This is a genomic window from Paraburkholderia bryophila (genome assembly GCF_013409255.1).
Classification (GTDB): domain Bacteria; phylum Pseudomonadota; class Gammaproteobacteria; order Burkholderiales; family Burkholderiaceae; genus Paraburkholderia.
This window is the reverse complement of the sequence record NZ_JACCAS010000002.1, coordinates 1,966,259-1,992,297: the sequence shown is the minus strand read 5'-3', so window position 1 is coordinate 1,992,297 and position 26,039 is coordinate 1,966,259. Positions and strand designations below refer to the sequence as shown.

General features: G+C 61.2%; 24 protein-coding genes. 11 read left to right on the top strand and 13 right to left on the bottom strand.

What is annotated here, in order from left to right:
* Positions 1-8: 8 nt before the first annotated feature.
* The 4 genes from GGD40_RS29920 to xylA all read right to left on the bottom strand — a co-directional run bounded on the left by GGD40_RS29920 (position 9) and on the right by xylA (position 5,363).
* Positions 9-1,208: a sugar ABC transporter permease gene (locus GGD40_RS29920; RefSeq protein WP_179746080.1), complete on the bottom strand. Its 1,200-nt coding sequence runs from the start codon at positions 1,206-1,208 to the stop codon at positions 9-11.
* Positions 1,205-2,764, bottom strand: coding sequence for a D-xylose ABC transporter ATP-binding protein (gene xylG, locus GGD40_RS29915; RefSeq protein ID WP_179746079.1), 1,560 nt, complete (start codon positions 2,762-2,764; stop codon positions 1,205-1,207). Before xylG ends, GGD40_RS29920 begins: the two co-directional genes overlap by 4 nt.
* A 79-nt stretch (positions 2,765-2,843) precedes the next feature.
* Positions 2,844-3,872 carry a D-xylose ABC transporter substrate-binding protein gene (gene xylF, locus GGD40_RS29910; protein WP_179710793.1) on the bottom strand — a complete coding sequence of 343 codons (1,029 nt, stop codon included), beginning with the start codon at positions 3,870-3,872 and terminating at the stop codon, positions 2,844-2,846.
* A gap of 168 nt (positions 3,873-4,040) precedes the next feature.
* The gene (gene xylA, locus GGD40_RS29905) at positions 4,041-5,363 is read right to left on the bottom strand and encodes a xylose isomerase (protein WP_179746078.1); all 1,323 of its coding nucleotides are present in this window, start codon (positions 5,361-5,363) and stop codon (positions 4,041-4,043) included.
* A gap of 275 nt (positions 5,364-5,638) precedes the next feature.
* Here xylA and GGD40_RS29900 point away from each other — a divergent pair, with 275 nt between their 5' ends.
* From GGD40_RS29900 to GGD40_RS29880, 5 genes are all read left to right on the top strand, one after another.
* The gene (locus tag GGD40_RS29900) at positions 5,639-6,868 is read left to right on the top strand and encodes a XylR family transcriptional regulator (protein WP_179746077.1); all 1,230 of its coding nucleotides are present in this window, start codon (positions 5,639-5,641) and stop codon (positions 6,866-6,868) included.
* Between the two features lie 33 nt (positions 6,869-6,901).
* Complete coding sequence (locus GGD40_RS29895; protein WP_179746076.1) at positions 6,902-7,975, top strand: aldose epimerase family protein; 1,074 nt, start codon at positions 6,902-6,904, stop codon at positions 7,973-7,975.
* 171 nt (positions 7,976-8,146) lie between these two features.
* Positions 8,147-8,461, top strand: a complete 315-nt coding sequence (locus GGD40_RS29890; protein ID WP_179746075.1) for a DUF4148 domain-containing protein — start codon at positions 8,147-8,149, stop codon at positions 8,459-8,461.
* 739 nt (positions 8,462-9,200) lie between these two features.
* On the top strand, positions 9,201-10,247 hold the full coding sequence (locus GGD40_RS29885; RefSeq protein ID WP_257030736.1) for a polyamine ABC transporter substrate-binding protein: 1,047 nt from the start codon (positions 9,201-9,203) through the stop codon (positions 10,245-10,247).
* Positions 10,248-10,379: 132 nt separating this feature from the next.
* Positions 10,380-10,742, top strand: a complete 363-nt coding sequence (locus tag GGD40_RS29880) for a cupin domain-containing protein (protein ID WP_179710805.1) — start codon at positions 10,380-10,382, stop codon at positions 10,740-10,742.
* A 70-nt stretch (positions 10,743-10,812) separates the two neighbouring features.
* Here the strand turns inward: GGD40_RS29880 and GGD40_RS29875 are convergent, their stop codons facing one another.
* Positions 10,813-12,117 carry a hypothetical protein gene (locus GGD40_RS29875; RefSeq protein WP_179746073.1) on the bottom strand — a complete coding sequence of 435 codons (1,305 nt, stop codon included), beginning with the start codon at positions 12,115-12,117 and terminating at the stop codon, positions 10,813-10,815.
* A gap of 113 nt (positions 12,118-12,230) precedes the next feature.
* Complete coding sequence (locus GGD40_RS29870) at positions 12,231-13,118, bottom strand: LysR family transcriptional regulator (protein WP_179746072.1); 888 nt, start codon at positions 13,116-13,118, stop codon at positions 12,231-12,233.
* 119 nt (positions 13,119-13,237) lie between these two features.
* On the opposite strand from GGD40_RS29870, the gene GGD40_RS29865 reads away from it, so the two are divergent.
* Entirely contained in the window at positions 13,238-13,423 is a 186-nt protein-coding gene (locus GGD40_RS29865) for a 4-oxalocrotonate tautomerase (protein ID WP_179710810.1), read from the top strand.
* 126 nt (positions 13,424-13,549) lie between these two features.
* Here GGD40_RS29865 and GGD40_RS29860 read toward each other — a convergent pair whose 3' ends face one another.
* A complete protein-coding gene (locus GGD40_RS29860) occupies positions 13,550-14,545 on the bottom strand; it encodes a GlxA family transcriptional regulator (protein WP_179746071.1) in 996 nt (331 codons plus the stop codon).
* A 132-nt stretch (positions 14,546-14,677) separates the two neighbouring features.
* On the opposite strand from GGD40_RS29860, the gene GGD40_RS29855 reads away from it, so the two are divergent.
* A complete protein-coding gene (locus GGD40_RS29855) occupies positions 14,678-15,355 on the top strand; it encodes a DJ-1/PfpI family protein (RefSeq protein WP_179746070.1) in 678 nt (225 codons plus the stop codon).
* A 9-nt stretch (positions 15,356-15,364) separates the two neighbouring features.
* Here GGD40_RS29855 and GGD40_RS29850 read toward each other — a convergent pair whose 3' ends face one another.
* Together GGD40_RS29850 and GGD40_RS29845 are read right to left on the bottom strand one after the other, a co-directional pair.
* Entirely contained in the window at positions 15,365-16,069 is a 705-nt protein-coding gene (locus GGD40_RS29850) for a hypothetical protein (protein WP_179746069.1), read from the bottom strand.
* A 31-nt stretch (positions 16,070-16,100) separates the two neighbouring features.
* Complete coding sequence (locus GGD40_RS29845) at positions 16,101-16,772, bottom strand: TetR/AcrR family transcriptional regulator (RefSeq protein ID WP_179710817.1); 672 nt, start codon at positions 16,770-16,772, stop codon at positions 16,101-16,103.
* 72 nt (positions 16,773-16,844) lie between these two features.
* Between GGD40_RS29845 and GGD40_RS29840 the strand changes: the two genes are divergently transcribed.
* On the top strand, positions 16,845-17,489 hold the full coding sequence (locus GGD40_RS29840) for a glutathione S-transferase C-terminal domain-containing protein (protein ID WP_179746068.1): 645 nt from the start codon (positions 16,845-16,847) through the stop codon (positions 17,487-17,489).
* Between the two features lie 237 nt (positions 17,490-17,726).
* Here the strand turns inward: GGD40_RS29840 and GGD40_RS29835 are convergent, their stop codons facing one another.
* Positions 17,727-18,176 (bottom strand): hypothetical protein, encoded by a 450-nt coding sequence (locus tag GGD40_RS29835; RefSeq protein ID WP_179710821.1) that lies wholly within the window; start codon positions 18,174-18,176, stop codon positions 17,727-17,729.
* On the opposite strand from GGD40_RS29835, the gene GGD40_RS29830 reads away from it, so the two are divergent.
* Positions 18,175-18,333 (top strand): hypothetical protein, encoded by a 159-nt coding sequence (locus tag GGD40_RS29830; RefSeq protein WP_179710823.1) that lies wholly within the window; start codon positions 18,175-18,177, stop codon positions 18,331-18,333. The genes GGD40_RS29835 and GGD40_RS29830 overlap by 2 nt on opposite strands.
* A 386-nt stretch (positions 18,334-18,719) precedes the next feature.
* A complete protein-coding gene (locus GGD40_RS29825; protein WP_179746067.1) occupies positions 18,720-19,352 on the top strand; it encodes a helix-turn-helix domain-containing protein in 633 nt (210 codons plus the stop codon).
* Between the two features lie 28 nt (positions 19,353-19,380).
* Here GGD40_RS29825 and GGD40_RS29820 read toward each other — a convergent pair whose 3' ends face one another.
* Both GGD40_RS29820 and GGD40_RS29815 read right to left on the bottom strand, forming a co-directional pair.
* Positions 19,381-22,350, bottom strand: coding sequence for an FAD-binding and (Fe-S)-binding domain-containing protein (locus tag GGD40_RS29820; RefSeq protein ID WP_179747093.1), 2,970 nt, complete (start codon positions 22,348-22,350; stop codon positions 19,381-19,383).
* A 138-nt stretch (positions 22,351-22,488) separates the two neighbouring features.
* Positions 22,489-23,526 (bottom strand): DUF1338 domain-containing protein, encoded by a 1,038-nt coding sequence (locus tag GGD40_RS29815; RefSeq protein WP_218901344.1) that lies wholly within the window; start codon positions 23,524-23,526, stop codon positions 22,489-22,491.
* Positions 23,527-23,701: 175 nt separating this feature from the next.
* Here GGD40_RS29815 and GGD40_RS29810 point away from each other — a divergent pair, with 175 nt between their 5' ends.
* Complete coding sequence (locus tag GGD40_RS29810; protein ID WP_179746066.1) at positions 23,702-24,682, top strand: LysR substrate-binding domain-containing protein; 981 nt, start codon at positions 23,702-23,704, stop codon at positions 24,680-24,682.
* Between the two features lie 38 nt (positions 24,683-24,720).
* Here the strand turns inward: GGD40_RS29810 and GGD40_RS29805 are convergent, their stop codons facing one another.
* Positions 24,721-25,857, bottom strand: a complete 1,137-nt coding sequence (locus tag GGD40_RS29805; protein ID WP_179746065.1) for a 4-hydroxyphenylpyruvate dioxygenase family protein — start codon at positions 25,855-25,857, stop codon at positions 24,721-24,723.
* Positions 25,858-26,039 lie beyond the last annotated feature (182 nt).

Below are 26,039 nucleotides of genomic sequence, written 5' to 3'. Positions count from 1 at the left end.
TGAAAGGGTCACCGCCGGTTCGATCCGGACACAACGTCGATCCATACCGCGAGCACCAGAATGCTGCCCTTCACGATCATCTGCCAGTACGCGTCGACGTCGAGCATCGACATGCCGTTATCGAGGCTCGCCATCACCAGCGCGCCGATCAATGCGCCGTACACGGTGCCGGAGCCGCCGCGCATCGACGTCCCGCCGATAAAGCACGCGGCGATCGCATCGAGTTCACCCATCGAGCCCGCTGAGGGTGAGCCGGCCGCGAGCCGCGCCGTGTTGACGATGCCGCCGAACGCGCACATCAGCCCCATCAGCGCGAAGATCGCGAGCTTCACGCGGTTCGTATTGACGCCGGAAAGCCGCGTCGCTTCCAGGTTCGAACCAACTGCGTAAATGCGCCGTCCGAACACGGTCTGCGTCGCGATCCACGTGAAGATGCCGAGCAGCGCGAGCAGCAACAGCACCGGTACTGGAATCCCGCCGTAACGATCGAGCGTAGCGACAAAGCCCGCCAGAATCACGCCCGCGCCGACCACCTTCACGACGTCCTGCCACACCGGCACCACCCGCAATTGATAGCGCTCGCGATTGCGCCGTTGGCGCAGCGTGAGAAACGCGAGCAGCACGAATAGCACGACGGCGAGCGCGTCACCCACGAGCCGCGGCAAATAGCCTTGACCGAGAAACACGAAACCGTCGGAGACCGGTGCAATCGTCGAACCACCCGTGACGCCGAGCAGAATGCCGCGATACGCGAGCATGCCGCCCAGGCCGACAATGAACGATGGCACGCGGCGATAGGTCGACCACCATCCATTGAACATACCGACCAGGACACCGAGCAGCATCACCACGGGCACGGTCACGCCGATCGGCCAATGACGGTTGACGTCGAGTATCGCGGCCACGCCGCCGAGCAAGCCGAGTAGCGAGCCGACCGACAGATCGATCTCGCCGGCGATGATCACGAACACCATGCCGCACGCGAGCATGCCGGTAATCGACATTTGCCGCAGCAGATTCGACAGATTGCGCGGCGTGACGAACGCGCCGTGCGTGAGGAACGAGAAGAAAATCCAGATCGCGGCCACTGCAATCAGCAACGCGAGAATCTTGTAGCGTGCAAACAGTTGCTGAATGCGCTGCGGACCGCCGAATGCACCGCGTGACGCGGCGCCGTCGGCGCGTTGGGAAGTAACGTCGGGCGTCATGCGGCACTCGCTGCGGTTGGGTTCGGGGATCGCTGCACGGGACGGATTGCGGCGCTGAGAATGTCCTCCTGGGTGAGGCCGTCGTTGACGAAATCGCCTCGTAGTTCACCCTCGCCGATCACCAGTACGCGATCGCTGATGCCGAGCACCTCGGGCAATTCGGACGACACCATCACGATCGACATACCGCGCTGCGCCAGTTGAAAAATCAGTTTGTAGATTTCGTATTTCGCGCCGACGTCGACGCCGCGCGTGGGCTCGTCGAGAATCAGTACTTTGGGATTGGTCAGCAGCATGCGGGTGAGCACGGCCTTCTGCTGATTGCCGCCGGACAGGCTCGCAATCGACAACATCGGATGCGCCGCGCGCACCGAAAGCCGCTTCATCTCCGTGTTGATCGTGTCGAGTTCGGCGGCCGAATCGATCCGTCCGCCTTTGGCGAAACGTTGCAACACCGCGAGCGTGATGTTGTGGCCGACACTCAAACCCGGCACGATACCGTGCCGTTTGCGATCTTCCGGCACCATGCCGATGCCCGCGCGAATCGCATCCACGGGTGCGCGAATCTTCAGCGGCTTGCCTTCCAGCACGACCGTTGCTTCGCTCACACCAGCGTATGCGCCGAAGACCGCCTCCATCAATTCAGTGCGCCCGGCGCCGACCAGACCGGCCACGCCAAGAATCTCGCCGCGCCGCAGCGCGAACGACACGTCGTTGACCCGCTTGCGCCGTGGATTGGTGACGTCGAAGCAGGTCACGTTACGCGCTTCGAAGATCACGTCGCCAATCGGATGCGGCTCGCGCGGAAACAGGTTCTTGATCTCACGGCCCACCATCAGCGAAATGATGCGGTCGGTGGTGAGCGAGCGCATCGGCTCGGTGGCGACATGACGGCCGTCGCGAATCACGCTGATCGTGTCGCAGACCGCCGCGACTTCGTCGAGCTTGTGCGAGATGTACACGCACGCCACGCCGCGTCGTTTCAGATCACGCACAATGTCCAACAGAATGCGGATCTCCGACGCAGTCAGCGACGACGACGGCTCATCGAGAATCAACAGTTTCGCGCGCTTGTTCAACGCCTTCGCGATCTCGATCAATTGTTGATGACCGCCGCCGTAGTTCATCACCGGCTGCGCGGCATTGATGCCGCTAATGCCGAGTTCACGCATGAGTTCGTCGGCGCGCTGATACATGGCCGCATAATTCATCCGGCCGCCGGGCAGCGTGATTTCATTGCCGAGAAAGATGTTCTCCGCCACGGAGAGTTGCGGCACCAGCATCAACTCCTGGTGAATGATGATGATGCCGGCACGTTCAGTGTCGCGCACGCTGGCGGCCTTTAACGGCTCACCTTCCCACGTAATGTCGCCATCCCATGTGCCATAGGGATAGACGCCGGACAGCACTTTCATCAGCGTCGATTTGCCCGCGCCGTTCTCGCCGCACAGGCCGACGCACTCGCCCGGCGCGACCGTCAGGTCGATGCCGTCGAGCGCTTTCACGCCGGAAAATGCCTTGACGATGCCCCGCATCGTCAGCAAGGGTTGAGTCATTCGCTATGCCTCGCTGCAAGGTGCGCGGCGGCTTCGACACACGTTGGGCGTGTCGACATCCGCCGCGCACACGTTACGCTCATTGGCTCGCGAGCTGGGCCTGGGTGTAGAAACCGTCCTTGATCACCACGTCGACGTTACTCTTGGTCAGCAACGTAGGCTGCAGCAACACCGTGTCGACCTTCTTCTTGCCGTTGTCGTATTGCGCGTTGAAGGCCGGCTTCTCGCCTCTGGCCAGCGCCACGGAGAGTTTGGCCGCTTCGCTCGCGATCAGCTTCAACGGCTTGTAGACCGTCATGGTCTGCGTGCCGGCAATCACGCGCTTCACCGCGGCGAGGTCCGCGTCCTGACCCGACACCGGCACCTTGCCCGCCAGATGCTGCGCGGCGAGCGCCTGGATCGCGCCGCCGGCAGTGCCGTCGTTCGAGGCGACGATCGCGTCGATCTTGTTGTTGTTCGCCGTCAACGCATCCTCCGTAATGCGCAGCGCCGTGGAGGCGCTCCATTCCGGCACCCACTGCTGACCCACAATCTTGATGTCGCCCTTGTCCATGGCCGGCTTCAGAATCTTGAGCTGGCCTTCGCGCAGCATCTTGGCGTTGTTGTCGGTCGGCGCGCCGCCGAGCAGGAAGTAATTGCCCTTAGGCTGTGCGTTGTAGACGCCTTGCGCCTGCAATTCGCCGACTTTTTCGTTGTCGAACGAGATGTAGGCGTCGACGTCGGCGTCGAGAATCAGGCGATCGTACGAAACTACCTTAATACCGGCTTTCTTCGCTTCGGCAACCACATTGCCGAGCGTCTTCGAATTGAACGGCACGATCACGATCACATCCACGCCGCGCGAAATCAGGTTCTCGATCTGCGAGATCTGCCGCTCCTCGCTCGCATCGGCCGATTGCACCGACACTTTCGCACCGAGTTTTTCCGCGGCGGCGACGAAATAGTCGCGATCGCGCGACCAGCGTTCCACACGCAGATCGTCAATACAGAAACCGATTTCAGGGTGGTCCTTGCTTGCATGCGCGAGCGGCGCGACAAGCGACAGGCTGGCGAGTACCGCTCCACACACGAGCGAACTCAGTACGGTACGACGCGTTGCGAATTTCATGTCTGTCTCCATCTTCTGATAGTCGGAATACCGGATTGGACGGTCTGCGCTGCGAGCCGCAAGACCGGACAAGCGACAACCCAAAGCTTCCTGTTTCACGCGGTCGACGTGGCCGCGCGATTTTTATGTGATGCTGCTGTTGCCTGATGCGTTTGTAGCGAAGCGCGCTCAACGCCCGCAGTAAATAGCCTGATTCACGATACTTTCCATCAACTCCTGATGCCCACTGGCGTGCTGCGGATTCAATCCACGCGTTAGCGCGTCCGACGCCAACGTCGACAGCGAATAATCTCCCGAAAGAATCTTGCGGCCGAACTCCGCCTCCCAGCCCGCGTAGCGCTGACGTTTGAATTGTTCGAGACGATCGTTTTCGATCAGCACCGCCGCCCGTTCGACGGCGATCGCGAGGTTGTCGATCGCGCCGATATGGCCGTAGAACAGATCTTCCGGATCGACGCTCTGCCGCCGCACTTTCGAATCGAAGTTCATGCCGCCGGTCGTGAACCCGCCGTGCTTGAGAATTTCGTAAAGGGCCAACGTCAGTTCTTCGACACTATTTGGGAATTGATCGGTATCCCAGCCGTTTTGCGGATCGCCGCGATTCGCGTCGACGCTGCCGAAAATACCGAGCGCGTAAGCCGTGGCGATCTCGTGATGAAACGAATGGCCGGCGAGTGTCGCGTGATTGGCCTCGATGTTCACGCGAATCTCTTTCTCGAGTCCGTGTTGCAACAGGAAACCATGGACGGTTGCGACGTCGTAGTCGTATTGATGTTTGGTCGGCTCCTGCGGCTTGGGTTCGATCAGCAACGCACCCTTGAAACCAAGCTGATGCTTGTGGTCGACCACCATATGCAGGAAGCGCGCAAGCTGATCGCGTTCGCGCACGAGGTCGGTATTGAGCAGCGTGTCGTAGCCTTCGCGGCCGCCCCACAACACATAGTTCTCGCCGCCGAGCCGATGCGTTGCGTCGAGCGCATGGCGGACTTGCGTCGCGGCAAACGCGAACACTTCCGGATCGGGACTGGTCGCCGCGCCGGCCGCGTAACGCGGATGCGAGAACAGATTGGCGGTGCCCCACAGCAATTTGACGCCGGTGTCTTGCTGCTTGCGCGCCAGATAGTCGGCCATACGCGAGAAGTTCTCGCTGTATTCCTTCAGGCTTGCACCTTCGGGCGCAACGTCGGTATCGTGAAACGTGTAGTACGGCGTGGCAAGCTTCGAGAAAAAATCGAAGGCGGCGTCAGCTTTTTGCTGCGCCCGCTCCATCGCGTCACCGGCTTGCTGCCACGGGCGCCGGAACGTCCCATGCCCGAAGATGTCCGTACCCGGCCAGACGAAGGTATGCCAGTAGCACACCGCAATACGCAGATGTTCTTCGAGGGTTTTGCCGAGTACTTTTTTACTTCTATCGTAATGGTGGTACGCAAGCGGGTTGTCCGACTGCGGGCCTTCATAACGGATCTCGGGAATGTGTTCGAAATAGGACATCGGCGTCTCCTGTTTATGTTGCAATGCAACTCGCCCGGCGTTGCCGTAGCGGTCGACAAGGTGACGCCATGCTGACGCCTGGACGAGGCATCGGCAATTGCGAAATTGCACAGCGTGCTTGATGTTTCTGACCGCCCGCGCGTTTGATTCGCACGGCTTTGCGATTCGGGGCCTAGAATAACCAGACGCTTAAAAACGAAGCGGTATAAACCCGCATTAAACCGGAGACGAAGGCGCGTGGCGTCCGATTCACGACCCGCACGCCACCCACCGCCATGACCCGTCCGCAAACACCACAGACGACCCATCGGATCGCGCTGCTGTTCAACGCGAACAAGGTCTACGACCGCGAGATCATTACCGGTATCGGCAATTACCTGCTGTCGACGCGCGTGGCGTGGGATCTGTTTCTCGAAGAAGATTTTCGCTGCCGGCTCACGGGGATCGAGCGCTTCGACGGCGACGGCATCATCGCGGATTTCGACGATCCGGCCGTAGGAGAAGCACTGCGCGATTGTCCGTTGCCGGTGGTCGCGGTGGGGTCGTCGTTCGAAGATCCGGCGCACTACCCTCCGGACTTACCCTATATCGCCACGGACAATAGCAAGCTTGTCTCACTGGCCTATACACATCTGATTGGCGCCGGCCTCGAACACTTCGCGCTGTACAGCCTGCCGCAAGCGCAGGAAAACCGCTGGGCGCAACAGCGTGAGTTGGCGTTCGCGCATCTGCGGCGTGCGGACAGTCGTAGCGAGGAGCAGATCGACAGCGAGATCTATCGCGGACTGTCCACCAGCGCGCCGTCATGGAACCAGGCGACCGAACAACTCACCGCATGGCTACGCGAATTGCCGAAGCCGGTCGGCATCATTGCCGTGACCGACGCACGCGCGCGGCACCTGCTGCAGGCCTGCCTGATCGCGGGTATTGCCGTGCCCGAGGAAGTGGCGATTATCGGCATCGACAACGATCCGCTCACGCGCACGCTGACGCGCATTCCGCTTTCGTCGGTCATTCAGGGCACCGACGAAATGGGCCGCACCGCCGCCCATTTGTTGCATCAGATGCTGCACGGCGCGCGTTTTCCTGGGCGGCGCATTCTCGTGCCGCCGGTCGGTATCAACGTGCTTGAGTCGACCAAACATCAGCCGCTTGCGAGTCCGTATGTGATGCGTGCGCGGCACTTTATTCGCCAGTACGCGTGCCAGGGCATTCGCACCGAGCAGGTGGCCGATTACGTGGGCGTGTCGCGTTCGTCGCTCGAAGAGTACTTCCGGCGCGAACGGCAATGCACCGTGCACCAGGAAATCCTGCACCATAAACTCGACGTCGCGAAAGCACTGCTGGCCAAACGCGACGCGTCCAGCGCGGAGGTCGCGATCCGCTGCGGCTTCACGTCGCTGCAGTACATGTACGCGGTGTTTCGGCGTGAGCTCGGCTGCACGCCGCGCGAGTACCAGGACCGCGCGAATGCGGCGCAAACGTCGACGCCAATGCCCGACTGAGCGCGCCTTTACTCTCTTATTCCGACCGACGCCATGATCAGCATCACACACCTTTCTTCCGAGCCGTGGGGCACGTTGCGCGGCGGCGATCCCGTCCGGCTCTTCACGCTGCGCAACGCGCACGGCATGAAAGTCGCCATCAGCGATCTGGGCGCGACATTGGTGTCTTGGCATGCGCCGGATCGCGCGGGGCGTCTCGGCGATATTCTGCTTGGTCATGACACGCCCGCCGACTACGTGACGGCCACCACTTACATGGGCGGCTTGATCGGCCGTTGGGCGAACCGCATTGCGGATGCGCGCTTCACGCTCGACGGTATCGAGTACACACTCGACCGCAACGAAGGCGCGAACCTGTTGCATGGCGGCACCGTGGGTTTTCATCGCGCGCTGTGGGACGTGAGCGAGGACAACGGCGCGCTGCTCATGCGGCTGGAGTCGCCCGAAGGCGACGCCGGTTTCCCGGGCAACGTGACCACGCAAGTGCGCTACACGCTCGACGACGACGGCACACTGACCCTTGCCTATGAAGCGATCACCGACGCCGCGACGCCGCTCAATCTGACGAGCCATCCCTACTTCAATCTGACTGGCCGCCCAGGCACGGATATTCGCGGTCACGTGTTGTCGATCGACGCCGAGCGTTTCTTCGAAGTCGACGCGGCAATGATTCCGTGCCAGCTTGCGGAAGTCGCGGGCAATGCGTTCGATTTCCGGCAAAGCGCACCGATTGGCGCACGTCTGGACTGGCCCCATGCGCAACTGGCACGGGCGCATGGATTCGATCATTGCTACGTGCTACACGATGCTGCCGACACCGGTACATCGCCATTGCGCCCAGTTGCCTGCGCGTACGACCCAGGCAGTGGACGCGAATTGACCGTCTCGACCGATCAACGCGGCTTACAGTTTTATACCGGCAACTGGCTGAATGGCGAGAAAGGGCGCGGCGGTATCACCTACCAGGCGCATGCCGGCTTGTGTCTCGAAGCGGGCGGTTTTCCGAACCAGGTCAATATGGCCGCGCAGGAACGGGGAATCGTGCGAGCCGGCGACACGTACCGGCAAGTCACGACTTATCGAGTCGACGTACGCGAAGGCGTGTGAAGCGATTCATCCTATCTTACGACGTGGCTTACAGCGCGCCGACTTATTGTTTGCGGCAATACTGAATTAACTGACCAGGTGTTTCCCCAGGACCGTGGGCTTCCTAGACTCCTTCAATGGGCGCCGTAAATTGCTGCGGTGCCGGATAAAACAATTCCGGAGTGAAGCATCATGAAATCGCTAATCAAAGCTGTTGCGCTGGTGGTCGTGCTGGCTGCGCCAGTGGTGGCGCTCGCGCAATCCGACCAGCAGCCGCTCACGCGTGCACAGGTCAAGGCTCAGTTGAAGCAACTCGAAGACGCCGGCTACAACCCGGCCGTTGCTACCGACGCCACCTATCCCGCCGATATTCAGGCAGCCGAAGCACGCGTTGCAGCGCAGAACGCAACAGGCTACGGCAGTCCGGCGGGTGGCACATCGCAAACGGGTTCCGATGCACCGATGGCGAATCCGACGCAGCAAGCACCGATGAACAACAGTCAATAACGCATCACGTCTAGTTCATTCGATGCGAGTGCATGTCGCGCTCGCATTGGCATGCACGCCCGCGACCATGACGACCTCATGTCAGAAAGTCCTTTGACGAAAATAATGGCTCGGCTATCCTAAGGCGGCAGTCCGGTGGTTTTCGCAACGTCGTTGTTCACGTCAACGAGAACTTCTACTCAACGTCGCTTCGGGTTCAATCGTGAAAGTCCGTGGTCCATTGGTGAGATACCAGCCTGGTCGGGAAAGAACATTCCTGTCCGGCTGTCCGATCGCTCATCAGGGGAGCAGCTGCGCTTCGCCATCCCGCCCCCTGTCCATCGATACCGTCCTGTCGCGTCGCTCCGTGCGGCGGCATAACGTCATCGCAGCCCCCTCCGCTATTCCCGTTCGTACCGACGAAATCGCGTCGCTTCTGCCTTAGCCCCCCTCTCTTTTCGCGAGCCTGCGTTGCATGCGGTAGACCGCTCGTTTAGCTAGCGGCTGATCGTTTGTAATGCGTTTGCCTGGTCGTGCTGTGCAAGTTCGCTTGCCCGCGCGAAACGGCTGCCAGCGTTCGCCTATCCGCCTCCCTTTTTGCTTTGCTGTGCGCTTGCGCTGCGGCAGGCGGCGTCGCGCCTCGTCGTTTCGGCAAAAAACCGAAGATCGAATCCAAGGAGATTGCAGAATGAAGACCCGTCATAACACGCTGCTTTCGCTCACCGGCACGCTGCTGTGCTCGCTGACCACTCTGACCGCGATGAACGCCGCGTGCGCCGCGGACACGTCGCTGAACGTCTACAACTGGTCGGACTACATAGCGAAAGACACGATCGCCAATTTCGAAAAGCAATCCGGCATCAATGTGAAGTACGACAGTTACGACAGCGACGACACCTTGCAGGCCAAACTGCTCGCAGGCAGTTCGGGCTATGACATCGTGGTGCCGACATCGAGCTACATGGCGCGGCAGATCGAAGCCGGCGTCTATCAGAAGATCGACAAATCGAAGATGCCGAATCTCGCCAATCTCGATCCCGGCCTCATGAAACTGATCGCCGATGCGGACCCCGGCAATCAATACGGCGTGCCCTGGGCGTGGGGCACGGACGGCATCGGCTATAACGTGCAAGCCGTGAAGAAAGCGCTGGGTGGCGAAGCGCCGGTGGATAGCTGGTCGCTGCTGTTCGATGCGGCGAATCTGTCGAAAGTAAAAAGTTGCGGCGTCTCTTTCCTCGATTCGGCGTCGGATGTTTTCCCCGCCGTGCTTCAGTACATGCATAAAGACCCGAACAGCACCAATCCTGGCGACTACCAGGCCGCGTACGAAGTACTGAAGAAGATCCGTCCGTACATCACGCAGTTCAATTCGTCCGGATACATCAACGATCTTGCGAACAACGATATCTGCGTCGCGTTCGGCTTTTCAGGCGATGTGGGGATCGCCCGGCGTCGCGCGTCGGAGGCCAAGCGTTCTTACGAAGTCCGGTTCTCGAATATCAAGGACGCGGGTCTGGTGTGGATGGATGTGATGGTCATTCCGAAAGATGCGCCACATCCGGAAGCGGCAATGAAATGGATGAACTACATCGAAGATCCGAAGGTCAGCGCCGCCATTACCAACGAAGTGTTCTATCCGACCGCGAATCGGGCCGCGCGGCAATTCGTGACGCCCACCATCGAACAGGATGCGAACGTCTATCCGCCCGCAGACGTGCTGAACAAGATGACGTTGATGCGGCCGCAACCGGCGCCGATCATGCGGCTCGAAAACCGGCTTTGGGCGCAGTTGAAATCGGGCAGTTAAGCGACGCGCGTTGAGTGGCAGTTAGCTGGATGACGGGGTTTCAGACGAGTCTTTCCGGCGTGGCGCGCGCAGTGGGTGCGTGTGCCACGCTTTTTTTGAGCTTGCAGTTTTTCGGGTTTTAACTGGGACATCATGAGCATTTCGAACATCGTAGACTTCGCGCTGCCGGCGAAAGAAAGCATCGAGTACATGCCGAAGGCCGAGGCTGTACTAGCAGGCAATCCGTCACAGACCGTTCATACGCATTTCACCAGCCCTTGCGGTCAACTCGCGGCAGGCGTGTGGGAAGGCGCATGTGGACAATGGAGCGTGAACTTCACCGAGAGCGAGTACTGTGAAATTCTCGAAGGCGTGTCCGTCATTCGCGACGCCGATGGGACGAGCAAGACCGTGCGGGCGGGCGATCGCTTTCTGATTCCGGCCGGATTCAAAGGGACGTGGGAAGTACTTGAGCCATGCAGGAAAATTTTTGTTTCGGTGGAGTTCAAGGGATAAACGACAGCAGATTCCATCGAAGAGGTCCGCCTCATCGCGTACCTCTTCGCCGCGTCGCAGCGGCTATACGTTAAGCCGCGCAATGCCGGGGATCGGCAATAGCGAGGTTGCCGACCTTGCCATCCTGATACATTGAGAGATCGAACTTAACGTTCGTTTTGTCCGGATCCAGCATGTTGCCCACCACGATAAGGTTCTTCATCCGGTGGTCCGATGTCACGCCGTCCATTATCGGAACATGGAATTGTCCGTGCTTCTCTGGAGAGAGAAACTGGGCCGAGACCGAATCGGATCGCTTCGAATAGGTGATCGCGATCGCTTTGTCGAACGTCCGCATCGGCTGCCCCGTCGATGGCCACGCGAATACTTGCGGCGCACGCGACAGAATCGTTACCGTGTCCGCGCCTGACTTTTGACTCAGCTCCTTCAGGTGTGACCTCGCGTTGCTCGCAAAACTCTGTGCACGCTCGGACAAAGCGCTCGCGTAGTAGTGGTTGGCAACGTCTCCCGCGTTATCGGCCAAGCCGTGCGGTATGCCACCCGCTGGCGGAGCATCCGGCTTGTTGCCTTGCGATAGCTCGAATGTCTCGATGGCGGGTTGCATGGCCGACTTATAGATCGAGCCGAACCAGTTAATGATCGGTGTCGCGTTTAGCGCAGCCTCCTGATAAATGATGTGCATCGCATCGGCCTCCGTATTGCGCCCTTGCGCACGCAACCGGTTCACTTCGTGCCGGAGATCCTCGGCATGATGGATTTCAGAAAAATTCGGCAGAAGCAGCGGCGCCAGCGCGGCGGGAGGAAAGACAAACGATGCAGCTGTGGCAGCGAGGCCGCCAGCAAGATGCGCCGCCGCATTGCCCACGTCCCATTTGGCCTGCTCACTCTTCGGGTCCGCAATCAGGTCCTTCACGTTGTTGGACAGGCTCTGAACTGCCGGCATGATGCCCAACTCAGTCGCGCCATCCGACAGTGCTTTCGATGCCAAACCCAGCAGTTCGTTACCGCCGAGATTGCCAGTACCCAGCAAGTCGCACGCGCCGCGCACGAAATCGTTCGAGCGAGCCTTGACGATCCGCAGCAAAGGCGCTGCGCCGGTTTGCACGCTGTGGGAGCCGCCCATCTGTCCTAACGCGCCGAGACCTCGCGATACATTGGCCGCCGCGCCATTGCCCGCGTATCCCAGGCGATTTGCCTGAATCGGCGAGCAAGGTTCATTTTGCTGGTGAAGATGGCGATAGATTGCCGGAAGAGCTTGCCGGTCTTCTCGACCTCTGTTCGCATTGTTGCCACCATCAACAATCTGATCCGGATGAATCGTTATCGTTATCGGTGCTGCAGCACGCAGGGGCGTGCCTGAGATTGACGTCGCCATTTGATAGCCTCTGAAGGTGCTATGTGAGCGATCATTGAAGCACGCTCATTCAGAGGCGATGTGCTACGGATGTAAAGCGCCGGGCTTTCGATAAGTGACGAACCGCTCCAATCCTAAAGACCGAAGCGCTCCAGCAAGAAATCAATCACGCTGCGCAGCTTCGCGGTGGGCCGGCGATCCTGCGCGTAGATCAGATGCATCGGCGTGGGTCGGTACGACCAGGACGGTAGTACCGGCACCAGGCGGCCGGCAGCGATATCGTCGGCTAATAGCACCTCCGGTTGAAGCACGATACCCGCGCCGCGCAAAGCGGCCACGCGCAACGCGCCGCCGTGATTCGACGTAAAACGACCTTTCACCAGCACGTCGCACGATTCGCCAGCGGGTCCGACCAGATGCCAGCGATCGTGCCGGCTCCAGTACGACAAACCCAGACAGGCATGCGCATTCAACTGCTGCGGATGATCGGGTTGTCCGTGTTCGCGCAGATAGTCAGGCGCGGCGGCGAGTATGCGTCGATAAGGCCGCAACGGACGCGCGACTAGCCCGGTGTCGTCGATCTCACCGATCTGGATACCCAGTTCGTAGCCCTCGTCGATCAAAGCGTGGGCACGATTGTCCAGCGTCAACTCCACGCTCACTTCAGGATGACGGGCCAGATAATCGGTCAACACCGGCACCATGCTCTGGGTACCAAACGTAATCGGCGCCACGAGTCTTACCTGGCCGCGCGGGCTGGTCTGTAATTCCGATGCGCTCGCCTCGGCCAACTCCACTTCGGCCAGCGCGCTTTTGCAGCGCTCGTAGTACAGGTGGCCTACTTCAGTCAATTGCTGCCTGCGTGTCGTGCGATGTAGCAGACGTGCGCCGAGACGCTGCTCGATCGTGCGGATATGTTTTGCCACCATGGTCGGCGAAACGTCGCTGAGCGTCGCCGCCGCGGTAAAGCTACCGCTTTCCACGACTCGCACGAACATCGTCATGCCGGCCAGCTTATCCATGATTAAGAACCTGGGGGTGTGGAATGACTCAAATCATCGCACGTTTATCCGCGTGCCAATGTCGATGACACTGCGTGCACTGGCATCCCATTCGGAATGCCGCTTACGGAGAAACTGTCATGCCCGTTCTGCATCTGGAAATGCATCCCGGCCGCACGCTGGAACAAAAGCGCGCCTTCGTTCGTGAAGTCACGCGGGTGACGGTCGACACGCTGGTCTGTCCGCCGGAAAGCGTGGAGGTGGTGATCACCGAAGTGCCGCGCGACGCATGGGCCAAAGCCGGCAAGCTGCTCTCGGACGGCTGAGATTGGCGGCAGAGGCCGAGTCGCCTGCGCGTGCGATATTGCAATGGCGACGCGGCTTCCGCGAACGCGAATCGACACCACATTACAGCCTCAGGCGCGATCGAATCCGAGCGTTGCCCGATAGCGCTACGACCTCGCCAAGTCGCTATTTCTCGACGAAAAACGTTCGCGATACGCCTGTGGCGTTACCGCGATCGTCCGCATCAAACTGCGCCGCAGGGTCTCCTCACTGCCGAATCCGCATCGCGCCGCAATGCGCTTGATCGGCAACGACGTATCGACGAGCAAACCTAACGCGGCCTCGGTACGAATCTGTTCGATGGCGCGCGCCGGCGTTTTCCCGGTCCTCGCGCGGTAGTGGCGCATGAAGCTGCGTTCGCTCATGCCGACACGGTCGGCCAACACGGCGACCGAAAGATCGACGGTCAGATGTTCCACGATCCATGCGTGAAGCTCGCCGAATTGGTCGTCGTCCTGTTGCAGCGACAAGGCCGTGCTGAACTGCGACTGCCCGCCTGGCCGTTTGAGAAAGACCACCAGTTCTCGAGCGACGTCGAGTGCCATTGAACGGCCGAGATCTTCTTCAACGAGCGCGAGCGCCAGATCGATCCCCGCCGTGACACCCGCCGACGTCCACACAGTGCCGTCCTGAATGAAAATCCGATCCGGTTCCACACGCAACGCCGGATATTGCTGCACGAGTTCATTGCAGTGCGCCCAGTGAGTCACGACACGACGTTCGTCCAGCAGCCCGGCCGCCGCGAGTAGAAAAGCGCCCGTGCACACGGAGGCAACCCGCCGCGATACCGCCGCGTGCTGGCGCACCCAGCGGGTCAGCACGGCATCGCACGATGCTGCGTGAACCCCTCTTCCGCCTGCGACGATGAACGTGTCCGACGGTGTGCGCGCTGACGGCAACGCATGGGCGACGAGTCCCAAGCCGGCCGAAGACACGACCGTGCCCGCCTGAGCCGCGATCACGCGCGGCTCGTAGCACGGAGCGAGACCGCGCCCGCGCGCGAGTTCGTTCGCGGAGGCGAACACTTGCAGTGGCCCCGAAACGTCGAGGAGTTGCACGTCCGGAAAGGCGAGGATGTTGATCGATCGAAGCGCTTTACGCATGGCAGCCTGGCGGAAAATGTTGGGGATATGGCATTCCCGCCAGACAGTACTTGCGTACAGTTCTTCTGTCTATCCCCAGATTGCCTGCCGAACGTGGAGCAGGCCACGACATTCAAACAACGAGGTACTGCAATGACGCTTCACATTGGCTTGCTCGTCTTCCCACGCGTGCAGCAACTCGACCTGACCGGACCGCATGACGTCTTTTCTTCGCTGCCCGATACGACCGTTCATCTTCTCTGGAAAGACCTTGCGCCGTTGAAGTCCAGCAGCGGACTGACGCTCGTACCGGACACCACGTTCAACGACTGCCCGCCGCTCGATGTAATCTGCGTGCCAGGTGGCGCCGGTGTCGGCGATCTGATGGAAGATCCGGAAACCCTCGACTTCATCCGGCGGCAGGCGAGCCAGGCGCGTTTCGTCACCTCCGTCTGCACCGGCGCGCTTGTATTGGGCGCAGCCGGCCTGTTGCGTGGACGCAAGGCCACGACGCATTGGGCGTTTCACGAATTGCTCGCGCCCCTGGGCGCGATTCCCGTGCGCGATCGCGTTGTTCGTGACGGCAATCTGGTCACCGGTGGCGGCGTGACAGCGGGAATCGATTTCGCGCTGACGCTGGCGAGTGAGTTGGTCGGTGAGCAGCAAGCGCAGGCGGTTCAACTGCAACTCGAATACGCACCCGCTCCGCCGTTCGACGCCGGCAGTCCGGAGACCGCGCCGCCGGCCGTGGTGGAATCGGTCCGTCAGCGGTCCGCGGATTCGCTGGCGCGACGCCTCGAGATCGTTACGCGGGTCGCCGCATCGCTTTGATGCAGAGGCTCAGTCGGTGGAACGCCAACGGCCCGACTCCGGGCTCACCATGACTTTTTCGCCGTCGAGCCGGACTTGCTCCTCATCCAGTTGCAATGCCGTGGAAGGCGCGACGTCGAAGTCAACCTTGAGCGCTCGCGCTACGAGAGTGTCTTCAATCGGCAGCTCCCACGTCAGGAATAGCTGCACGTAGTCTTCGTCGGGTACGAAGTCGGCGGCATTGAAGCCGCTGCGGCCGCGCTGAATGACGCCGTGAGGCTGACCCGTGTCGAATATCAACGCCGTTCCTCGTCGCAGCGGAATGCGCTGACCGGCAGACGGAAAATGCACGTCGAGTCCGCGGTCTTCGCTCAGGAACAGATTGCAGAAGGCCGCGCCGCCATATTGCTCGGCGTCGTGGTGATATCTCGCGCCTCGGCAGACCATCAGGGCGACGTCGCTGTGCGCGAGCACGTCGGGCAATCCAAGCGTGTGGGTCCAGTCGGAGACGGCCTGCACGCAGCGGCCGTAGTCCGGCCAGCGCGACCGCGCGCGCGCCAACGGCATGACTTCGACGTCGCCGGGTTCGAGAACCATGTGCTTCTCTATTTCCCTTTGCCAATCCGCCAGTAGGGGTGCAGGAGGCATAGGGATGTCGAGCGTGCCGGACAGCACGACGTCACTGACATATCGGCTGCGGATGACGTCGCCGCTCCAGAAGTAGGAAGTCAGCATGTCGCGCGCTGGACGCGGTTGCAGGGGTAGCTCATCGGAGTGATTTTACGTGCCGTGAAGCCTTCGTTACCGGCTTGCTTTGCGTGCCGCAGATCAACGCGATACCCGCCTTGGCCGTGGCGCGCAGCGACGCGCGCGAGTCACCGGCGCGTGAGCGCAACGCCAGGCTATGCAGGATCGCGGAAGCGACCTTCGCCAACACGGCCGGATTCGCGGCGCTATCGAGTTCACCCGCTGCCTTCGCACGTTCGAGGCGCCGCTCAAACGAGGCGTCGAACGTATTCAGCCCCGCTGCGAGCTTGTCGCGAACGTCCTGATCCACTCTCGATTCCGCCAGCGCGGTGCCGATCAGGAAACAGCCGCGCGGCGTTTCGCCAACCGGCAAATAAATCGCCAACGCGCCGTCATACACCGACATCAAGGCATCGGCTAAAGGTCGATCTCCGCCGAGCGCCGCTTCCATACCCTGCAACCCGAGTTCGATGTATCGGTCCAGCGTGCTCAGATAAAGCGCGTGTTTATCGCCGAACGCGCCGTACAGGCTCGGGCGGTTCATCCCTGTCGCTTCGCTCAGCGCGTCGAGTGACGTACCCGAGTAGCCGCCGTCCCAGAACGCGTCGCGTGCGTCGTTCAGCGCCTGGTCGGGATCGTAGTGACGAGGCCGTCCGCGTGAGCGCTTTTCGTTTTTTGTACCGATGTGCATATAAATAGTTGCCAGCGTTGATTTTTATACACTATAGTACAAAAACAATCACAACGACCCGGAGTCACGAGCATGGAGCTTTACTTTTCGCCACTGGCCTGTTCACTCGCAACCCGCATTGCGCTTTATGAAGCCAACGCGGACGCGCAGTTTATTGAAGTCGACACGAAGTCAAAGCAATTGCGTGACGGCTCCGATTTTTATCCGATCAACCCATTGGGACAGGTGCCCGTGCTCCGCACGGATGAGGGCTGGCTGCTGAAGGAAAACACCGCGATCCTGCCGTACGTAGCGGACGCATTTCCGGCGGCCGGGCTCGCGCCGGCGTCGGGAACGGCACAGCGTGCCAAGCTGCAGGAATGGCTGGGTTTTATCAGCACGGAACTGCACAAAGGTGTGTTCGTGCCGCTGCTCGATCCGCACGCGCCTGCGGACGTTCGGGCCTACACGCAGAAGAAAGTCGCGCTGCGCCTCAACGTGCTCGAACAGCATTTCGGCGAGCAGGAGTTCTTGCTGGATCATTTCACAGTGGCAGACGCTTACCTCGTTACCGTATTGAACTGGGCCCAGTATGGTGGTGTTGATCTCGCCGGGTGGCCTGCCGTCGCGGCGTATTACAAACAGACGACGCTTCGGCCGCCTGTCGCCAGGGCGTTGAAAGAAGAGATTGCGCTGTTTGGCGAGGAGCAGGCGAGGCGGCAAGCAAGCGCTTCGTGAGTGAGTGCGTAGCAGCGCCTCCGGGCGCTGCACGTGCCGAAACGGAGAATCATGCGACTGCATGGGGTGCGGTAGGGCCTGTTGCATTTTGAACGTCATCTCGACGACGCAACGGTTGAAGCCGGTGCCGCGCAGGCGAACTGAGTCAAATGGAACGCCTGCTGGGTAAATTAAAACTGCGTTTGATAATAAACGGCCCTTAACAGCGCCGCTGCTATGCGGCGCCCCCAATCGCACTCACCACGGCGATCGCCTCTCACTCTTTCCAAAACGCACGAGACGCGATTCGGCTTCGTCGACGGTAAACACCGGTGCGGATAGCAACTGCTGCTCGTGCAAATCGAGAAGCCGGATAATCGGCGGACAGTCGGTGGCGGCAATCGACCAGATATCTTTGTTCGCGCCGTGAGCCGCGGCATCCAGAATGCGCTCCGCTTCGAGATAAAGCTCGCGTTCTGCGTCGCCGAATCCGGCCTGCTGAAGATACCAGGCGAGATAAAGCGCCTTGACCAGTTTGACGAGCAGATCGCCATTACCCTTGCCGGTCTGAAATGCAGCCAAAGCCAGATGCCAGTAAAGCGATTGCTCACGCACGTAAGAGGTGGTGTGCGGGAGGAGCTTGGTCTTTCCAAGCGGTTTTCGACGCCCCTGATTCCCCGTTGGTCGTTTTTTACGATTCTGCGACATGGATCGTTTTTATCTGAGTGATGCTGTTTTTAATCCCAGCATCGTAATCGATATGGCAGATAAAAATAACCGTCAGCAGGATCATTTAACAAAAAATAATCAATATGCTATAGGCATATTTTTGCCACACAAAATAAATACCGTCAACGATCTTTGACTTATCCATCAGAACGCATCAACGCGTATCAAAGCGCCTATAGCAGATTGCAAATACACAATACCAATTGATCTTTTGCCTTTAACAATTACCTCATTCAAATATGCATTCAGCAAATAATGCCGATTGCCAATCCACACGCGTACTTCGCCTCAATTCACGACGTCAACCGCAGTGACGCAAAGTTCGCACGCCACCCCGAAGCATGACGTTTCCGATGAGAAAACTAGCGCGCCCCGTCAGCCGCGCGGATCCACCCAACCAGCGCCGGCCATCGCCCTGCGGGCAATCCCCGACCTTCCGCGCCGACCGGGCCCGCCGCACCGAATGTTATTATCGGAAACACCACGCGCCCACGAAGGCGAGCTTTCAAGCTGTCGGACCCCATGGATACCCATCTCACCAAACCCGCCGATCCCTCCACTACGGACCTCGGACGACGCGTGCGCGCTGCCCGTCAGGCCCAGGATCTGACACTGGAAACTGCGAGCCGCCTGTGCGGCGTGTCACGCTCGACGCTCTCCAAAGTCGAAAACGGCCTGATGTCCCCCACATTCGACGTGCTGCAGAAAATCGTGCTGGGTCTGAAGATAGAAATCGGCGAGTTGTTCGGCTCCACGCCGAAAGTCAGCGCGAGCGGACGTCGTGCGTTGACCCGCAAGAATGAAGGCCAACGCCACGCGTATCGCGGCTATCAGATGGAGTTGCTCGCCACCGACCTCGCGCACAAAGCAATGCTGCCGTTCCGCATCCGCATTTCCGCGCACACGCTCGACGCCTTCGACGACTGGGGCCGTCACGAGGGCGAGGAATTCCTGTACGTGATCAGCGGCAGCGTTTGCCTGTATTCCGAGTTGTACGCGCCAACGCATTTGAACGCCGGCGACAGTTTGTACTTCGACAGCCGCACCGGCCACGCGGCGGTTTCGACCAGCGACGAAGACGCCGAAGTGTTGTGGATGGCGACCAGCGCCGACATCCCGCCAGTGCCGGCCAGCACCGATTCACCGAAGAAATAACACTCGCGCGAACTGCAACCCGCGCGCGTCAACCGACCGTAACCTCAGCAACAGCATCCTCACGCGCCGCCGCCAACGCCCGCTGCGCCAGTTGCGCAATATGCATTGCGTGGCGGCCCGTTCCCTGTTCGATCTGCTCACGGCAACTAAAGCCATTGGTCAGCACGATCGTTTCCGCATTCGCCGCCGTCGCTTCACGTACGGCCGGAAACAGCTTGTCTTCGCCGATCTTCTCCGACAACGCGTGATGCTCGGCGTTAAAGCCGAACGATCCCGCCATGCCGCAGCATCCCGTGTCGAGCAACTTCCAGGTCACGCCGAGTTTGTTCAGCAACGCCGTGTCGCCTTGCATGCCGAACAACGCCTTCTGATGACAATGCCCGTGCACGATCACATCCGCGTCGAGCGTCGGCCAATCGAACGGCTGACGCGCGACGAAATCGGAAAACAGAAATGTTTGCGCGGACAACTGCTTCGCCAACGCGTGACCGGGCAATTGCTTCAGCAGTTCATCCTTGAAGACGGACAAACAGCCGGGTTCGAGACCGACTAACGGCACACCGGCGGCGATATCGTCCGCGAGGTCGTCGAGAATGTGCGTGAGCAGTTCACGCGCGCGTTCGAGCAGGCCGAAGTCATACAGCGGACGCCCGCAGCACAAGCGATTCTTCGGCAGCACGACGTGCCAGCCGAGTTGCTTTAAAACATCCGCGGCGGCTTCGGCGATTTCGGGCGTGAAGTGATCGTTGAACGTGTCGACCCAGAGAATGACTTTCTTCCCCACGTTGCCAACGTTACCCTCAGCCCCACGAGAGTTGAATGAGTTGGATGATGAACGCCGCGCGATCTCCCGATACGTCGCCCCGGCGAAGCGCGGCAGTTCACGCGTCTGCGCTACGCCCGCCACCCACTTGCCGAGCGAAGCGAGGCCCGGCGCCGACGTCATGAAGTTCGTCAGACGCGGAAAGCGCGCCGCCCATGGCGCCCATTCGCCGATGCGCCCCATGAACAGCGCCTGCCGTGGCCGACGCTTCGTCTCGTAGTAATGCGAGAGAAACTCGGCCTTGTATGAAGCCATATCCGTATGCGTCGGGCAATCGGACTTGCAGCCTTTGCACGCGAGGCAGGTATCGAGCGCGTCTTTCACTTCGCGGCTTTGCCAGCCGTCGGCGATCACGTCGCCTTGCAGCATTTCCCAGAACAGATGCGCGCGACCACGGGTCGAATAGCGCTCTTCACGCGTGGCGCGATAGCTCGGGCACATCGTGCCGCCTTCGAGTGAACGACACTTGCCCATGCCGATGCAGCGCTCGATCTCGCGCTGGAAACCGTCACCTTCCGGGCTGGCGAACGTGAGCTTCGTTTGCAAGGTCACCGGCTTGTACGCCGGACCCATCCGCAGATTCTCGTCGGCACGATACGCGTGCACGACCTTCCCCGGATTCAGACGATTGGCCGGGTCCCAGATCGCCTTGAATTGCTCCATGGCGTGCATCAATTCCGGGCCGTACATGATCGGCAGGAACTCGGCCTTGGCCTGGCCGTCGCCATGTTCGCCCGACAGCGAGCCGCCGAATTCGACCACCAGTTCCGCCGCTTCGCGCAGAAACTTGCGCCACGTCGCCACGCCCGCCGCGCTGCGCAGATCGAAGGTAATGCGCGCGTGCACGCAGCCGTCGCCGAAATGGCCGTACAGACTCGTCTCGTAGCCATAGCGGTCCACCAGCGCCTGAAACGCGCGCAGGTAGTCGCCGAGCCGCATCGGATCGACGGCGGCGTCTTCCCAGCCCACCACCGGGTCCGGCGTGCCGTCCTCAACCGACAACGCCACCGCCGACGCCCCCGTCTCGCGAATCGACCACACCTTCGCCTGCAACGCGCGATCTTCGACGAGCATCGCCGACACGCTCGGGCCCGCCTCGCCGGACGCAAAATGCGTCGCGGCCGCTTGCGCCTGGTGCATCACCGCCTCTTGCGTGTCCGCGCCGAATTCGAGCACGACCCATGCGTCGCCCGGCGGCAACAGCGCGATCTCGTCCTTCTTCAAACCGCGCGCCTGCAAGCCTCGGATGATCGCGCGGTCGAGTCCTTCGATCGCGATCGGCTCCCAGCGCATGAAATGCGGCACGGCATCCGCCGCGATATAGATATCGGTGAAGCCGACCACGACGATCACACGCTTCGCCGGACTCTTCACGAGGCGCACTTTCGCCTGCAAGGTCACCGCGCAGGTGCCCTCGGTGCCGACCAGGGCGCGCGCCACATTGAAGCCGTTTTCCGGCAACAGTTGATCGAGATTGAAGCCCGACACGCGCCGTTTGATCCGCGGGAATTTCGCGCGAATCTGCTCGGCGTAGGTGTCGCGCAACTGCCGGAGCGCGGCGTAGATTTCGCCCTGAGGGCCGCCGGCCGCGATGATGCGCTCAAGCTCCGCGTCGGAGGTCGGGCCGACCCAGAAACGCGCGCCGTCGAAGGTCGCGATTTCCAGCGCTTCGACGTTTTCCACCGTCTTGCCCGCCATCACCGAATGCGCGCCGCACGAGTTGTTGGCGATCATGCCGCCGAGCGTGCAGCGGCTATGCGTGGCCGGATCCGGCGCGAAGGTGAGGCCGTGTTGTTCGGCGGCATCGCGCAAGGTGTCGCACACCACGCCCGGTTCGACGATCGCCACGCGCGCGACCGGATCGACCGACACGACGCGGTTCACGTACTTGCTCGCGTCGGCCACTACGGCGACGTTCACGCATTGGCCGTTCTGCGATGTGCCGCCGCCGCGCGGCAAAAACGGTACGTCGTTGCGGCGGCAGGCGGCGAGCGTGGCCAGCAGATCGTCCACATCGGCGGGTACGACGACGCCGAGCGGAACCTGGCGGTAGTTCGACGCATCCGCCGCATACAGCGCTTTCGAACCCTGATCGAAGCGCACTTCGCCGCGCACATGGCGACGCAGGTCCGCTTCGAGCGCCTGCAGCACGGCGGCGGTGCCCTTGAACGGCATGGCGACGCGTACTTCGTTTGGCGTGCTGCGCCCGGCATCGTCCGGTGTAGTCACGTGCACTTCATCGAATGACGTTGATGTTCCCACTGCCGCGCCCTCACGTGTTTTGTTCAACGTTCGAGCGCCGTTGCTCGACGCTCATGCCGCCTGGCTCGCCGTCATCTTGAAGATGCCCTGAGCGTTGCCCGCGTCGAAACGCAGATCGGTTTCCCAGCGGCGCGCGTCCTGATCGAACGTGCGCTTGCGCGTGATGAACTCGTAGAACGAGCCCGGCACGTCACGCGTTACGACAACGCCATCGGTCGCGACGAATTCGCGCCGCACGACGTCCGCGCGATACGCGGTCTGGAACACGCGGCCCGAACGCGAGCGCTCCACTTCCGGCTTCATCGGACGACCCTTGGCCTTCTCGTCGTCGGAGAGTTGGAAGACGTCCGCGACGCGATCCGTTGCGTGATTGAACGCGTTGCCTTCGGTGGCGATCCACGCCATTTCCGCCGACTCCTTCAACAATACTTCGTAATCGGCTTCGCGTGGCGTCTCGTGCTGACGCGCGAACGCGCCGACGATCACCGGCAGCAATTCGTGCGCCGCGTCGAGCGGCAGCACGCCGTCGCGTTCGAGTTCCCACAACTGGCCGACGGCGCGCGGCGTCAACGGATCGCGCGAAGCACCGATCACGTTCGTCACGGCCTGCTGGAACTCTGCGGAAAAACGCTCGGGATGCAATTCGCTGACGAAGAATTGCGAGATCTCGTCGGGCGCGTCGTCATGCGCCCACGCGCGACCGGTCATGCCCAGGCGGTCGAGCGGATAGCGACCGTTGATGCTGAAGCCGAGCGGACGCAGAATGCGCGCGAACGCGGCTTCGCCCATCGGCAGCGCGCCGCTGTGCGGCCAGCGCACCGTGCGCAACGCGCCGTGATCGAAATACACGCTACCGCCGGCGGCGATCGTCTCGTCCGTGTACTGGCGGCCGTTCGGCGAACGCGCCAGCAGGTCTTCGAACAGCGCCATGTTCATCGCCTGAGCCAGTTCCGCGCGCGTGACGGTGCCCGTTTCCCACTCGTTCAAAATCTGCGGATGATTCAGCGTGGCGAAGAGCCGCGCGGTGGTGTCGGCACCGAGCAGTTTCTGCAGCAGTTGTTCGACATTCGCATTCTTGATGTTTCGCATATCGGTTCTCTACGTAGCTTCACGTGATGCCTGGCGCGCTCGCTGACGCGCTGTTGGGGACCGCCGGTGGCCGCGCAACGCGCGATACGGCAAGTTTGAAGGTGACATTATTCAAATCCGCAGCGCCGCCGTAAAGCGAGATAAAATCGCCACTTGATGCGTTTTCGGAATCAACATGCGAAAGTTCAAAATCCCCAACATGGGCGCGCTGCTCGCTTTCGAAGCCGCCGCCCGGCACGAGAGCTTCACGCATGCGGCGCGCGAACTGTTCCTCACCGAAAGCGCGGTGTCGCGGCAGATCAATACGCTCGAAACCAATCTCGGCGTGCGGCTGTTCGTGCGCGTCAAACAGCGCGTGGTGCTGACCAAGGCGGGCAAGGTGTATAGCGCGCAGGTGCGGCGCTCGCTGGAACAGCTCGACCGCGACACGCTGTCGATCATCGCGCATGGCAGCGGCGGCGGTTATCTGGAACTGGCGGTGTTGCCAACTTTTGCGTCGCAATGGCTGATTCCGCGGCTCGCGGCATTCAATACGCAGTATCCGGATGTTCGCGTGAACATGGGCGTGCGCACCGGCACGTTCCCGTTCGCCGACACGCATTTCGAAGCGGCGATTCACTATGGCAAACCGACGTGGCCGGGCACGTCGGCGGATTTTCTGTTTAGCGAAGAAGTCGTGCCGGTGTGCGCGGCGAGTTTGCTGAAACGACCGGTTGAACAGCCGGCCGATCTGCTGGACTATCCGCTACTGCACTCCACCACCCGGCCTGACGGCTGGGCAACGTGGTTCGCGAATCTGGGCGTCGACGACAACCGGACCATGCAGGGCGTGCGCTATGAACTCCACACCATGCTGATCAGCGCCGCCGCGGCCGGCCTCGGCATCGCGCTGGTGCCGCGCTTTTTTGTGGATGCGCAGCTCGAACAGCTCGGGCTTGTGATTCCGCTCGTGGTGCCGCTCGCCGCGCCGGCGATTGCGGACTCGGCGTACTACCTCGTTTATCCGACGGAGTTGAGTCACGGTAAGCCGCTCGCGAGCTTCCGCGAGTGGCTGTTGCATGAGGCGGCGGATTATGGGGCGGTGAATCCGGCGTTGGCGGGTAATCCGGGTGTTGAGAGAGCGTCGGATGGCAGCGAGCGGCCGTTCGGGGCTTGAAGCGTTGAAGCCTTGACGCGTTAAACCGCTGAATCGCGTCAAGCGCCCGCTTGCTGATCGCGGGCCTGCGCCAGCGCGCTCAGATTGCCTTCGCCAAAACCGTGATGCCCCTGACGCTGGACGATCTCGAAGAAGATCTCGCCGACCCGGCGGCGCACGAAGGTCTGAAAAAACAGCAACGGCACGCCGTCGGCGCCGATTTCGCCATCCACCAGCACATGAGTACGCTTGAGCCGCTCGACGTCGAGACCGTGACCGGGCAAACGCGTATCGAGTTGCTCGTAGTAGCGCGGCGGCGGCTCGACGAATTCGACACCGTTCGCGAGCAGTTGCTCGACGCACGCGAAGATGTCGTCGGTGGCGAGCGCGATGTGCTGCACGCCCTCGCCCGGATGGTCCGGCAAATAGTCGTGCATCAGGTTGGTCCGGCGCGTGCCTTCCTCATACAACGGCACGCGGATCGCGCCGCATGGCGACACCATCACCCGCGATTCCGCGGCGATGTGCCAGTTCGCGTGCAGCTCGTGAATCTCGCGAAAATTGAGCAGGTCGCGATAGAAGTCGACCCATTCCTGCATGCGGCCCTCGCCGACCGTTTGCGTCAGATGATCCACGGCGACGAGCCCGGTGCCCGCGTGACTCAGATCGGCGTGCGCCGTGTCGATCTCGACGGGCCGGAAGTCGATGTCGAAGATCGAGATGTCGCCCAGGCCACCGCGCTGGCCGCCACGTCCGCGCCAACGATCGATGAAATAGATGTGCGAGTCGCCGATGCCCTGAATCGCCGGGATCAGCAATTCGCCCGTGCCGAGTCGCTCGCCTTCGAACGCCCATGCGCCGAGGTCGATTGCGCGGTCGAATGCGCGCTGCGCGTCGGCCACGCGAATGCCGATCGCGCAGATGCCCGCGCCGTATTCCTCTGCGTAGCGGGCGGCGAACGAATCCGGCTCGGCGTTGATCAGGAATTGCATCTCGCCCTGGCGATACAGCGTGACGTCCTTGCTGAGATGACGGGCAATCGCCTTGAAGCCGAGCTGTCTGAAGGTCTCGCCGAGCGCTTGCGGGTCGCGCGCGGCGAACTCCACGAATTCGAGGCCGGCTGTGCCGAGCGGATTGTGCTCAGGCACCGACACGGCGCGCAGCGCGGCGTCTGGAGTGGGCAGGTCGCTGGGCATGGCAATCTCCTTGTGCGGTCGTTCGACTGCTGTGTTCGGTGTTGCTGGGGTTGGCTGCGCACCCTGTTTTTCCAGCGGGCTCAAGCCGGGTGCGTGGTGCGCTGCGGCAATGCGGTACGCGACGCGCCTATGCACCGTGTTTGTACACCGGGTCGCGGGGCGTTCGCAACCTACATTTTGTA

Bases quoted from the DNA above. Each gene is read 5' to 3' on its own strand.
- GGD40_RS29920 (WP_179746080.1), bottom strand. From the start codon at position 1,208: ATGACGCCCGACGTTACTTCCCAACGCGCCGACGGCGCCGCGTCACGC.
- xylG (WP_179746079.1), bottom strand. From the start codon at position 2,764: ATGACTCAACCCTTGCTGACGATGCGGGGCATCGTCAAGGCATTTTCC.
- xylF (WP_179710793.1), bottom strand. From the start codon at position 3,872: ATGAAATTCGCAACGCGTCGTACCGTACTGAGTTCGCTCGTGTGTGGA.
- xylA (WP_179746078.1), bottom strand. From the start codon at position 5,363: ATGTCCTATTTCGAACACATTCCCGAGATCCGTTATGAAGGCCCGCAG.
- GGD40_RS29900 (WP_179746077.1), top strand. From the start codon at position 5,639: ATGACCCGTCCGCAAACACCACAGACGACCCATCGGATCGCGCTGCTG.
- GGD40_RS29895 (WP_179746076.1), top strand. From the start codon at position 6,902: ATGATCAGCATCACACACCTTTCTTCCGAGCCGTGGGGCACGTTGCGC.
- GGD40_RS29890 (WP_179746075.1), top strand. From the start codon at position 8,147: ATGAAATCGCTAATCAAAGCTGTTGCGCTGGTGGTCGTGCTGGCTGCG.
- GGD40_RS29885 (WP_257030736.1), top strand. From the start codon at position 9,201: ATGAACGCCGCGTGCGCCGCGGACACGTCGCTGAACGTCTACAACTGG.
- GGD40_RS29880 (WP_179710805.1), top strand. From the start codon at position 10,380: ATGAGCATTTCGAACATCGTAGACTTCGCGCTGCCGGCGAAAGAAAGC.
- GGD40_RS29875 (WP_179746073.1), bottom strand. From the start codon at position 12,117: ATGGCGACGTCAATCTCAGGCACGCCCCTGCGTGCTGCAGCACCGATA.
- GGD40_RS29870 (WP_179746072.1), bottom strand. From the start codon at position 13,118: ATGGATAAGCTGGCCGGCATGACGATGTTCGTGCGAGTCGTGGAAAGC.
- GGD40_RS29865 (WP_179710810.1), top strand. From the start codon at position 13,238: ATGCCCGTTCTGCATCTGGAAATGCATCCCGGCCGCACGCTGGAACAA.
- GGD40_RS29860 (WP_179746071.1), bottom strand. From the start codon at position 14,545: ATGCGTAAAGCGCTTCGATCGATCAACATCCTCGCCTTTCCGGACGTG.
- GGD40_RS29855 (WP_179746070.1), top strand. From the start codon at position 14,678: ATGACGCTTCACATTGGCTTGCTCGTCTTCCCACGCGTGCAGCAACTC.
- GGD40_RS29850 (WP_179746069.1), bottom strand. From the start codon at position 16,069: ATGCTGACTTCCTACTTCTGGAGCGGCGACGTCATCCGCAGCCGATAT.
- GGD40_RS29845 (WP_179710817.1), bottom strand. From the start codon at position 16,772: ATGCACATCGGTACAAAAAACGAAAAGCGCTCACGCGGACGGCCTCGT.
- GGD40_RS29840 (WP_179746068.1), top strand. From the start codon at position 16,845: ATGGAGCTTTACTTTTCGCCACTGGCCTGTTCACTCGCAACCCGCATT.
- GGD40_RS29830 (WP_179710823.1), top strand. From the start codon at position 18,175: ATGGATCGTTTTTATCTGAGTGATGCTGTTTTTAATCCCAGCATCGTA.
- GGD40_RS29835 (WP_179710821.1), bottom strand. From the start codon at position 18,176: ATGTCGCAGAATCGTAAAAAACGACCAACGGGGAATCAGGGGCGTCGA.
- GGD40_RS29825 (WP_179746067.1), top strand. From the start codon at position 18,720: ATGGATACCCATCTCACCAAACCCGCCGATCCCTCCACTACGGACCTC.
- GGD40_RS29820 (WP_179747093.1), bottom strand. From the start codon at position 22,350: ATGCCGTTCAAGGGCACCGCCGCCGTGCTGCAGGCGCTCGAAGCGGAC.
- GGD40_RS29815 (WP_218901344.1), bottom strand. From the start codon at position 23,526: ATGCGAAACATCAAGAATGCGAATGTCGAACAACTGCTGCAGAAACTG.
- GGD40_RS29810 (WP_179746066.1), top strand. From the start codon at position 23,702: ATGCGAAAGTTCAAAATCCCCAACATGGGCGCGCTGCTCGCTTTCGAA.
- GGD40_RS29805 (WP_179746065.1), bottom strand. From the start codon at position 25,857: ATGCCCAGCGACCTGCCCACTCCAGACGCCGCGCTGCGCGCCGTGTCG.